Genomic DNA, 10578 nt, shown 5'->3' on the forward strand with positions numbered 1-10578 from the left:
TCTCGCCTTCCATCTCACCCAGAAAAATACCACATTTTCAGCCACTTGCCAAGCCTTTCTCGAACCCACTTCTAGAATTTGCTTGAGTAGTTACCTTTTTATTAACAAAAAACTAAGGGTTAGCAACTTTCACTCATAACCCGGCCGATAACATAATATATATATGAGTACCATTACATTTGACCCAAAAGATCCAAGCACGAGATCCTTTCTCAAAGAAATAGATGTTCCCGAAGACATTATCGAAAGTGGAAGCATTACCATTTCGAACGCCTTAGAATATCAGCTCGACGACCTGTCTTTTGAAACTATCGCGTCATTAGACGGTGGAGGTTCTTCAGAGTTTATTTCAGCTGACGAGGCAAATAAGGCTTTGAACATTTTTGAAAAATATGGAGAAAAAGCAAAAGCTACATTCAAGTCAAACAGTTGTCCCGGGACCTCTGTGCTACAAAATATGTTAGGTTTGGAAATCCAGCGTATTTTTGGGAAGATCGTGCCCGAAAGAATATGTTCCTATGATGATAATTTGGGGCCGGATCTCCAAAAAGGGATACACTTTATTGAAAACACCGTTCCGAAAAGTTTAAAAAGCGCAGGCGAAGCGGTCGGCATAATAACATTCAAAGATGGAAAACAAAAAGGTACAGGTTCCGCCGTTCTTATCTCGCAGGACGGCGATGTTATGACGGCTTATCACGTGCTTTACGACGGTAACGGCAATTTTAGGGAAGACGTTTCATTTGAGGTATATGGAAAAATAGTGCAAGTTAAACAGGAAAATATAACCGAAGCCAACAGAAAGCTGGATTCAGCTTCTTTTAAAATAGAGGAGTTGAAAGAATATCGCACGGTTAAAATTGCCGGACGTCCACCAATTGGAGGAGAAGTCGTGTGGGCTGTTGGCTTTCCCTCAATGGAGGATGAGAATAAAAAAACATTTACCCCCGGAAAGATTAGACAGGTAGATTAGTTTCCCGGAGACGGTTCCGGAGTAATGAAGACAACCGCGCTTGTGGCGCATGGAAATAGCGGTGGAGCTCTTTTCAATAATGATGGAGAACTTGTTGGGGTTGCTTCTAGCATTGAGCTTGAAGGCGTGTCAAATATTGCTCTGGGAATACCGGCATGGTCAAATTTTATTATGCCATGGCACAAGTATTCAGACCCACCTGAACGGGTATGGAAGGCGTTTCAGAGCGTTACCATGCCTTAAGATTATTCTATTTACAAGCGCCGTCATTAAATCTGGGGACACACACTTTTCAATCCCTCCAGCGAATATCCGATATCCGGGGATACGCACTTTTCCGTTCGCACCTGCGACAAGCAAAATATCGGATTCCTTGATTTCGCAGTCAGCCACCTCGCTAAAAACTAGAATTTGGGTGAGTAGTTACGAAATAATAAAATTCGCGTTTATTTCTTTGATTTTACCAAAGTTTCTTTAAAGTTGAATCGTTTTACCGGGCATGCTATATAATATATAATGAACATGCACTGGGAAATATTGAGTAAGGATCAGCGGATTTTATTCGGAAAACTGGCGTTCCTTAGAAAATTCAATGCCTATCTTGCTGGAGGTACCGCTCTTGCCATCCATCTTGGACATAGGACGTCAGAGGATTTTGATTTCTACATGTCTAAAGAATTCAATTCTGAAATGCTTTCATCATCAATGAGGCGCCTTTTGCATGGTTTTGTGAGAAGCCAGGTTGCTTACGGGACTGTTTCAGGAGATTGTAAAAAAGTACACATCAGCTGTTTTTACTATGATTATCCTTTAATTAAACCGCTTGTGAGAGACAGGCACGTCGATCTGGCATCTGTCGAAGATATCGGGGCTATGAAGCTGATCGCGATTTCGCAAAGAGGCAAACGCCGGGATTTTCTTGATGTCTATACTCTTTCGAAGATGTATGGTCTTGACGAGCTTATGAGATGGGCGATAAAAAAATATCGTAACATCGATAGTTATATCCTTCTCAAAGGGTTGACATATTTTGAGGACGCAGATAATGACGCCACCGCACGTGGATTTGAGTTGTTCAAAATGGTCGAATGGGAAAAAGTAAAAAAATATATTTCAAATGAAACGTTTCGATTGACGAAAAAGTTATTATGAAAAGGATTCCATCCTATATCAAAATCACGTTGTGGTCGTACGATCTTGCAGGTTTGGATGAACTGCGTGACAGGCAGACTATCATTGAAAGGGTCTTGAATTATGGGCATATGCCCGCTATTAAGTGGCTTTTTGATAGGTATGGCAAAAAAGAGATAAAAAGTGTTGTTGCCAACCCATCGCGTGGCAACTGGTTACCGGAAACGCTGACATTTTGGTGCGCGGTTTTTAAGATAAAACTGGCGCCAAAGGCATATCATCGTGCATTGTTTATTTTGGATCCGATTCAGTGCCAAAAAATCTGGAAAAAATATAGAATTGAGCTTTAGACCCATAAACCCACAGAGAATCCCGTTTTCACTAAAAAATTCAACTAGTTAAACGTGAATAACCTGCATATGCACTTGACTACGGTAACTACAATGGGTAGTAGGTTTTGGCATGCCGAAGTACCCCAAGACTTTTGGAGAGTTGCTTAGGTGGTTTCCTGATGAGAAGGCCTGTCGAGATTATCTAGAAAAGGTGCGATGGCCAGAGGGTGTTCAATGCCCACGATGCGGAGCATCTCAATCGTGGGCTAGACTACAGACAGCTGTTATTTAGATTCAAAGGACCTTAATAAAGATCTTACTTCCGGACAACGAGTGGTCGTCGATAGATTTTTCGCGGCTGTTAAGGCGACATTTCCACAAGAATTTGCCGGTCCAATGTAATAACAGTTTACATCTTTAATTAACCTGCTAATAGCCCCCTCGCCATGTTCGAGTTCAAGGTAAACAAGACGGCCAAAGATTCGCGGGCAAGGCTGGGAAGATTTAAGACCTCTCACGGCGAGGTAGATACGCCTGTATTTATGCCCGTAGGCACTCAAGGGACCGTGAAGGCGATGACGCCGGAGGAATTAGTAGGCCTTGGCGCCGAGATAGTCCTTGGAAACACCTACCATTTATCGCTTAGGCCGGGACACGAGGTCATTAAAAAATTAGGCGGGCTCCATAAGTTCATGCACTGGGATAAGCCGATACTTACGGACAGCGGAGGATTTCAGGTCTTCAGCCTTGGAAGGGGCGGAGGGGGGAGCAAACAAGGGGTCAAGGGGCAAGAAGATGGAAATGAATTGCCGATCAAAGAGCGGCTGAAGGAAGAAAATGAAACGCTTATCTCGTCCAAGATATCCGAAGAGGGTGTTAAGTTCCGAACCCCGATAGACGGTGGGCGGGAACACTTTTTGACCCCAGAGATCGCCGTTGAGATACAAGAAGCGCTTGACAGCGACATTATGATGGTCCTGGATGAATGCCTCCCCCACGGCGAGAACGAAAAGGCCACGCGCGATTCGATGGAGCTCTCTTTAAGATGGGCGGAGAGGTGTCTTGCTACCCGCAAGCAGGAAAATGCGCTCTTTGCGATCGTCCAAGGGGGCATGTATAAGAACCTGCGCAAAGAATATATCGAGCGGATGCTGGAGATATCTTCATGTCATCCCCGTGAAAACGGGGATCTCGAAGGGGAAATTCCTGCCTTGGCCTCCGGAAGGCAGGCTTCTGCGGGAATGACAAAGCGCGGCTTTAATGGCTACGCAATCGGCGGCCTGTCGGTCGGCGAACCTAATGAGCTGATGTATGATATTACCGGCCATTGCACCGAATTTCTTCCAAAGGATAAGCCCCGCTATTTAATGGGTGTGGGAACGCCCGAGGATCTTCTTGAATGTATAGATCTTGGCATCGACATGTTCGATTGTGTCATGCCTTCACGCAACGGGCGAACCGGTATGGCCATGACATATAAGGGTAATTGGAACATTTTAAACGCCAAATTCACCGAAGACCCGAACCCTCCGGACCCCGAATGTCCATGCTATTGCTGCCAAAATTATTCGATGGCCTATCTGCGCCACATGTTCAAATGTAACGAGATTCTGGGTTCGCGACTCGCAACAATTCATAACTTGCATTTTTACCTCGATTTGATAAGAAACATCCGCTCCGCGATAGCGGAGGATAGGTTTATAGAATTTAAGAGGGATTTTATTTCCAAAAGAAACATGAGTGATTAATGGGCGAACTCGAATCTGGATTTGCCAGTTCGAGTTCGAGGGGTTTGGGGGGAAGTGGCGAGGTCTTCCGAGCCGGTCGTTCCCCCCATCAGAATAGGAGAGAAATATGTTAGGTCTATTCATCAGCACAGCGCATGCAATGGCAGGACAGCCCGGCGGCGGAGCGGGCGCGCAGGGTGGCGGCGGAATGGCGGGGCTCTTCCTCCCCATGATAGTGGTATTCGCGATCTTTTACTTTTTAATGATCCGCCCGCAGCAAAAGCAGGCGAAAAAGGTTCGCGCCATGATAGAAGGCCTTAAAAAGGGCGATGATGTGGTCACAAGAAGCGGCATCCACGGAAGGATCCACGGTATGGCCGAAGGGATCATCACTCTTGAGATAGCCGAGAACGTCCGCATAAAAATGGACAAGGCGCAGATAGGTTTTGTAAAACAAACAACAGAATCGTAATTTGTAACTTGTAATTTGTGACTGGTCACGAGTTACGAGTCACGATTTACGCCTTATTATGCCACAATCCTGGAAATGGAAGTGCTACGCGGTGCTGGCCTCTTTTTTGATCGGTATATATCTTTTGGTCCCGACAATATTCGGATTCGACGCCAAAAGAAATATCTTAGAATCGAACGGTCAGCCGGTCCCGTGGTACATCCAGGTCTTTCCCAAAAAGGCGCTTAACTTGGGGCTTGATCTTCGCGGCGGCATCTACATCGAGATGCAGGTCAACGTTGCCGACGCCATCAAGAGAAAGACAGACCTCTTTTCTACCGACATCGAGCGTTATCTTGAAGAAAAGAACGTAACCCCCGCAGCTATTCTACAGCCGAACAACGACGGTGTCCTTCATATAAGGCTTTCCACAGCCGATCAGGTGGACACACTTACTAACCTAATAGATCAGGATTTCGGTCAGGTCTTTGCAAAACAGGCGGTAACTACCGAAGAAGGTTACCCGACCGTGGTAATAGCTATGCAAAAGACCTATAAGGACTATCTCGAGGGCAATTCCGTGAAGCAGGCGCTAGAGACGGTGCGGAACAGAATTGACCGTTACGGGGTCTCCGAACCTACGATAACAAGGCAAGGTAGCGACCGCATAGCTATCGAGCTTCCTGGCCTTTCCGATCCGGACCGCGCGATCTCTATCATCAAGAGGACCGGCCAGCTGGAGTTCAAGCTTGTGGACGAGAGCAAAAGCCAGCCCGAAATTGAACAGATGATCTCCGACGCGCGCAAAGAGAAGAGCATTCCGGAAGGATATTCCGCCGAGATCATTTCACAGATAAACGAGAACCTTAAGGGCAAGATACCGGAGACGAGCGAGGTTACCTTTGAGGTTATTCGCGATCCTATCACAAAAAAGATAGTTCGCGGCGCACCTTTTCTCATAATCAGAAAAGCGGAAGTTACAGGTGACATGCTTCAGGACGCCCGTGTCTCTATCGATAACAACGAACCAAAGGTCAACCTCACATTCGATAAGACAGGAACAGAGAACTTCGGCGGACTTACAAAGAACAACGTAAAAAAACGTCTCGCCATAGTCCTCGACGGATATGTGAACAAGGCCCCCGTAATTAACGAGCCGATACTCACAGGACACGCCCAAATATCTTTGGGCTTTGGCGATTACCAGGCGGTCCTGAAAGAGGCCGAAGATCTGGCGCTTGTACTGCAGGAAGGCGCGCTTCCGGCAAGTCTTTCAGAGGCGACAAAGACCGTTGTGGGCCCGACCCTCGGGCAGGAATCCATTATGGCGGGTCTTAAAGCGAGCCTTATCGCTGCGATCCTGGTCATAATATTCATGATCTTTTACTACAGGATGAGCGGTCTTTACGCCGACATTGCGGTCGCGCTCAACGTTCTTTTGATATTGGCGCTTCTCTCCATATTCGGTGCAACGCTTACTCTTCCCGGTATCGCAGGCATTGTGCTTACCGTCGGCATGGCGGTCGATGCCAACGTTCTTATTTGCGAACGCATAAGGGAAGAGCTGCGGCTGGGAAAACCCGTTAAGTCGGCTATCGACGCGGGATATTCAAACGCCCTTCGCGCGGTTGTCGATTCCAATATCACGACGCTGATCGCAGGAATAGTTCTATACCAGTTCGGGACCGGTCCTATTAAAGGTTTTGCAGTGACGCTTTCGATAGGTATCTTGACCACGCTCTTTACATCCATTGTGGTCACAAGGCTCATTTATGATTACAGGGTCATGAAACATAAGGTGGAGAGAATAAGCATATGATAGAACTTCCGATCCCAAAGAATATTCCGTTCATGAAGTATAAGGTGTGGCTGATATTGCTCTCTCTTGTCGTGACCATAGGAAGCCTTGTCATCATGTTCAAGAACGGGCTTAATTACGGCATCGATTTTAAGGGCGGCGTTAAGCTCCTATATGCGTTCAATGCTCCTGTGCAGGACGGGGAGATAAAATCCATCCTTTTGAAGAATGGCGTCGATTCGGTAGTTCAGCGTTACGGAAACACCAACAGGAACCAGTTCACCATAAAGACCAAACAGACAGAAGAGACACTTGAAGGCTCGGTCGCCAAGATCACGGATATCCTTACGTTAAAATATGGCGCCGAAAATATGGTGCTCGAACAGCAGGAGACGGTGGGGCCGAAAGTGGGGCAGGAGCTAAAAAGAAAGGGCCAGCTTGCAATTTTCTTCACGCTCATTGCGATGCTCGTTTATATAGGAATAAAGTTCAATTTCTATTTTGCCCCCGGAGCCATCGTTGCCCTTATACACGATGTCGTCGTCGTTATGGGTTTTCTTACGTTCTTTAACAAGGAGTTCAACCTTTCGATCCTTGCGGCGCTACTTACCATAGTCGGTTATTCCATCAACGATACCATCATTGTGTACGATCGCATCCGCGAACACGCAAAGAAGATCAACGTAAACACCATAGACGAAGTCGTGAACCAGAGCATAAACGAAACGCTCTCGAGAACGATAATAACGTCGTTCACCGTTTTGATCGTCGTTGCCATACTCTTCTTCAGCGGCGGAGGAGTTATCCATGATTTCGCGTTTTGCTTCATAATCGGCGTGGTTACCGGTAGCTATTCATCTATATTCATAGCGAGCCCTATCTATATATGGCTCTATAAACACTGGCCCCGAATTGCGGCCAAATTTAAAAAATGGTGACTTGTAACTTGTGACCAGTACATTGTCTATTAAATTTTTACTGGTTGTCTTTAGCGCAAGTGCACGTAACAATTTAATTTCTACCGACTTCGTCGATAAAAATTAAATTGACGATGCACTAGTAACCGGTTACAAATTACGAGTTACGCCTTTTATGCATTGGCAACTCTACCCACAAGATGAAGTACTGACGGAGGCGCTTGCCGCCTCGCTTAACATTTCCACGATAACCGCTCAGGTCCTTATAAACAGGGGCATCAAAGACGCGGATTCCGCCAACGAATTTTTAAATCCAACGTTGCAGGGGCTTCACGACCCCTTCCTCATGGCGGGAATGGAAGATGCCGTTTCGAGGATCATAAGCGCGATATCGGGAAAAGAGCATATTACCATTTACGGAGATTATGATACCGACGGCGCCACATCCACGGCCCTCTTGGTAAGATTTTTTGACATGATAGGGGTCAAGGTCGATCACTATATCCCTCACCGCATCAAAGAGGGCTACGGAATGCATATGGCGTCGGTAAAGACCCTCCATGAGCGCAGGACCGATCTGATCATAACGGTAGATAACGGGATAAATGCCGTAGAAGAGATATCCTACGCGAAGAGTCTTGGAATAGACGTGATAGTTACCGACCACCACGAACCTTCTCAAAGATTGCCGGAAGCGGTGGCTATAATAAACCCGAAAAGGGGCGACTGTAGTTTTCCTTTCAAGGGTCTTGCCGGAGTGGGTGTTGCGTTCAACCTTGTAATGGCTCTTCGTCAGAAGATGCGTGAGAGAGAATTTTTTAAAGAAGGAGGTGAGCCCAGGCTTCGCGAGCTTTTAGATATCGTAGCCATCGGAACGGTTGCGGACGTGGTCCCCTTGATGGACGAGAACAGGATATTCGTTAAATTCGGCCTTGAAGAGCTCAAGAAAAGTTCGAACAAGGGGCTCATCGCGCTCAGAATAATCAGCGGGCTAGAACCTCATCAGATAAATGCGTCTTCAACAGCTTTCAGACTTGCGCCTCGCATAAATGCGGCGGGGCGTCTTGAAGATCAGGAAATAGGGGTCAGGCTCCTTACCACCAAGGATCCGGAAGAGGCCACGGAACTGGCGCAGACGCTTCACTCTCTTAATTCAAAGAGGCAGTCGATCGAGGCCGCCATATTAAAAGAGACCTCAAAGATCATCTCCGAAGATAAAGACTATGTCAAAATGCTGGGACTCACCCTTGCGGGTGATAATTGGCATCCGGGCGTCATCGGGATAGTAGCAACCCGTATTGCCGAAGAGCACAAAAAGCCGGCCGTGGTCATCAGCCTTGAAGGCGACAAAGGTCTTGGTAGCGTTAGAAGTATAGGCGATTACAATGTAATAGAGGCGCTCCGTTCCTGCGGAGATCTTCTTATGAGCTACGGCGGGCATAAGCATGCGGCCGGCCTTACCATTGCAAAAGATAAGATAGATGAGTTCACAAGGCGCTTTAACGAATATGTTTCATCTACGCTCAGTGAGGATGACAGGATAGATACCATGTTTGTGGACAACGAGATATCTTCCGGCGAGGTCTCGGAGGAGCTTATAGAAGAACTGGAGAGGATGGAACCGTTCGGAGAGAAGAATCCGGAGCCGGTATTCTGTCTGAGGGAGATGAAGGTCTCGGATGCGAAGATCGTAGCCGAAAAACACCTTAAATTAAAATTTGCAGGCGATATGGTGATACTCGATGCAATAGGTTTTGGTATGGGACATCACGGGGTAGCGCCTCATGATGTCCTTGATGTGGCGTTCGTACCTCAACGCGACACTTGGAGGGGGGCAGGGGCCATACAGTTGAAGTTAAGAGATTTAAAGATGGCATAAGTCTGCCAGCAAGGTTTCAGGCCGGCAATGCCAGCAAGGTTTTAACTTTGCCGGCTTTACTTGCCTTGCTTGCTTTGCTGGCCATAGCTATGTTCGAAATAATCGTGACCCAGCATTTTAAGGCAAGCCATGCCATACGCGCATTGAGCGGCGAGCTTGAACCTTCTCATGCCCACGACTGGCAGGCCGAAGCTGTTGTCGTGGGACGCGAACTCGACGCAAGCGGATGCGTGGTCGATTTTGCGCTGATCCAGCGGCACCTTCGTTCCATAACAAGTACATGGGACGGAAAGAACCTAAACGAACTCGGCATGTTCCTCGATATTCCGCCTTCGACCGAATATTTGGCCAAATGCCTCTTTGATCAGCTTCAATCGATCCTTGCTGAAGAAGGCGTAACTCTCAAGAAGATCACGGTCTGGGAGACAGAGAACTGCGGCGCGGCCTTTCTTGGATTATGAAAAGAGCAATAACCCTTCTCTCCGGCGGCCTTGATTCGATGGTCTCGACAGCCATCGCCAGAAAGGAACATAACATAATTTTGGCACTCACCTTTGACTATGGCCAGCGCGCTGTTAAGCGCGAGATGGAGGCCGCAAAAAAAATCTGCAAACCTTGGAAGATCCCGTATAAGGTCATTAAGCTTCCGTGGCTCGGCGAAATAACGCATACAGCGCTTGTTGACCGAAAGAAAAGAATCCCTACGGTCTGTCATTCCCGCCTGCCTTCCGGAGGCCAAGGCGGGAATCCAACGCATCAACGAGATCCCCGCTTTTGCGGGGATGGCAGAAACGCAAAGGCCGTCTGGGTCCCCAACCGCAACGGCCTGTTCATTAATATAGCCGCGTCATTTGCCGAGTCGCTCCACGCAGACCTAATTATCACGGGGTTTAATAAAGAAGAGGCGGTCACTTTCTCGGACAATAGTGCCAAATTTGTATCAAAAATGAATGAAACTTTGCGATTTTCAACCCTAAAACGGCCCAAAGTGGTCAGTTTTACGCAAAAAATGTCAAAGGTCGATATGGTAAGGTGCGCAATAGATCAAAAACTGCCGCTTAATTGTTGCTGGCCCTGTTATGAGGGGGGGAGGTCCCTTTGCATGAAGTGCGAGTCGTGTTTGAGATTTAGAAGGGCGATACTTTCTAATATTTTAGTGAGTTAATCTGCTTGACTTTATGGGACCGATTAGGGCATATTGACCCCCGTCCAGTTGATAAGGCACTCCTTTTGGAGTTTGAAATACAATCCATTAATGTATCTATCTCAGTGAATAATGGGCACCTCTAAAAACCTACTTACTCTGTCATTGCGAGCCCCGAAGGGGCGCGGCAATCTCCCGCAAACACTTGATTTATGGAGATTGCTTC

Annotated in this window: 12 protein-coding genes; all 12 read left to right on the top strand. The window is 47.1% G+C overall.

Translation table 11 applies throughout. The annotated features are described in order from the left end of the window. Positions 1 to 163: 163 nt before the first annotated feature. The 12 genes from COV46_08305 (at position 164) to queC (ending at position 10373) form a co-directional block, all read left to right on the top strand. On the top strand, positions 164 to 973 hold the full coding sequence (locus tag COV46_08305) for a hypothetical protein (protein PIR16432.1): 810 nt from the start codon (positions 164 to 166) through the stop codon (positions 971 to 973). 49 nt (positions 974 to 1022) lie between these two features. Continuing rightward, on the top strand, positions 1023 to 1451 hold the full coding sequence (locus COV46_08310) for a hypothetical protein (GenBank protein PIR16433.1): 429 nt from the start codon (positions 1023 to 1025) through the stop codon (positions 1449 to 1451). Between the two features lie 38 nt (positions 1452 to 1489). Then, complete coding sequence (locus COV46_08315) at positions 1490 to 2125, top strand: hypothetical protein (GenBank protein ID PIR16434.1); 636 nt, start codon at positions 1490 to 1492, stop codon at positions 2123 to 2125. Further along, entirely contained in the window at positions 2122 to 2454 is a 333-nt protein-coding gene (locus COV46_08320; GenBank protein PIR16435.1) for a hypothetical protein, read from the top strand. Before COV46_08315 ends, COV46_08320 begins: the two co-directional genes overlap by 4 nt. Before the next feature lie 112 nt (positions 2455 to 2566). Further along, a complete protein-coding gene (locus COV46_08325; GenBank protein ID PIR16436.1) occupies positions 2567 to 2728 on the top strand; it encodes a hypothetical protein in 162 nt (53 codons plus the stop codon). Positions 2729 to 2882: 154 nt separating this feature from the next. Then, positions 2883 to 4184: a tRNA guanosine(34) transglycosylase Tgt gene (locus tag COV46_08330; GenBank protein PIR16437.1), complete on the top strand. Its 1302-nt coding sequence runs from the start codon at positions 2883 to 2885 to the stop codon at positions 4182 to 4184. A 106-nt stretch (positions 4185 to 4290) separates the two neighbouring features. After that, entirely contained in the window at positions 4291 to 4635 is a 345-nt protein-coding gene (gene yajC, locus COV46_08335; GenBank protein ID PIR16438.1) for a preprotein translocase subunit YajC, read from the top strand. A 58-nt stretch (positions 4636 to 4693) separates the two neighbouring features. Next, positions 4694 to 6433 (top strand): protein translocase subunit SecD, encoded by a 1740-nt coding sequence (gene secD / locus COV46_08340; protein PIR16439.1) that lies wholly within the window; start codon positions 4694 to 4696, stop codon positions 6431 to 6433. Then, on the top strand, positions 6430 to 7350 hold the full coding sequence (gene secF / locus COV46_08345) for a protein translocase subunit SecF (GenBank protein PIR16440.1): 921 nt from the start codon (positions 6430 to 6432) through the stop codon (positions 7348 to 7350). The genes secD and secF overlap by 4 nt, the downstream gene beginning before the upstream one ends. Positions 7351 to 7504: 154 nt before the next feature. Beyond that, positions 7505 to 9208 (top strand): single-stranded-DNA-specific exonuclease RecJ, encoded by a 1704-nt coding sequence (recJ, locus tag COV46_08350; protein ID PIR16441.1) that lies wholly within the window; start codon positions 7505 to 7507, stop codon positions 9206 to 9208. Between the two features lie 89 nt (positions 9209 to 9297). Then, positions 9298 to 9669 (top strand): hypothetical protein, encoded by a 372-nt coding sequence (locus tag COV46_08355; GenBank protein ID PIR16442.1) that lies wholly within the window; start codon positions 9298 to 9300, stop codon positions 9667 to 9669. Beyond that, a complete protein-coding gene (gene queC, locus COV46_08360) occupies positions 9666 to 10373 on the top strand; it encodes a 7-cyano-7-deazaguanine synthase QueC (GenBank protein PIR16443.1) in 708 nt (235 codons plus the stop codon). Before COV46_08355 ends, queC begins: the two co-directional genes overlap by 4 nt. Positions 10374 to 10578: the final 205 nt, after the last annotated feature.

This window comes from Deltaproteobacteria bacterium CG11_big_fil_rev_8_21_14_0_20_49_13, assembly GCA_002796305.1.
Taxonomy (GTDB): Bacteria; UBA10199; UBA10199.

Coding starts and splice junctions, on each gene's coding strand:
- COV46_08310 (PIR16433.1), top strand. CDS start 1,023: ATGGAAATAGCGGTGGAGCTCTTTTCAATAATGATGGAGAACTTGTTG.
- COV46_08305 (PIR16432.1), top strand. CDS start 164: ATGAGTACCATTACATTTGACCCAAAAGATCCAAGCACGAGATCCTTT.
- COV46_08330 (PIR16437.1), top strand. CDS start 2,883: ATGTTCGAGTTCAAGGTAAACAAGACGGCCAAAGATTCGCGGGCAAGG.
- yajC (PIR16438.1), top strand. CDS start 4,291: ATGTTAGGTCTATTCATCAGCACAGCGCATGCAATGGCAGGACAGCCC.
- COV46_08315 (PIR16434.1), top strand. CDS start 1,490: ATGAACATGCACTGGGAAATATTGAGTAAGGATCAGCGGATTTTATTC.
- secD (PIR16439.1), top strand. CDS start 4,694: ATGCCACAATCCTGGAAATGGAAGTGCTACGCGGTGCTGGCCTCTTTT.
- COV46_08355 (PIR16442.1), top strand. CDS start 9,298: ATGTTCGAAATAATCGTGACCCAGCATTTTAAGGCAAGCCATGCCATA.
- COV46_08325 (PIR16436.1), top strand. CDS start 2,567: ATGCCGAAGTACCCCAAGACTTTTGGAGAGTTGCTTAGGTGGTTTCCT.
- secF (PIR16440.1), top strand. CDS start 6,430: ATGATAGAACTTCCGATCCCAAAGAATATTCCGTTCATGAAGTATAAG.
- queC (PIR16443.1), top strand. CDS start 9,666: ATGAAAAGAGCAATAACCCTTCTCTCCGGCGGCCTTGATTCGATGGTC.
- COV46_08320 (PIR16435.1), top strand. CDS start 2,122: ATGAAAAGGATTCCATCCTATATCAAAATCACGTTGTGGTCGTACGAT.
- recJ (PIR16441.1), top strand. CDS start 7,505: ATGCATTGGCAACTCTACCCACAAGATGAAGTACTGACGGAGGCGCTT.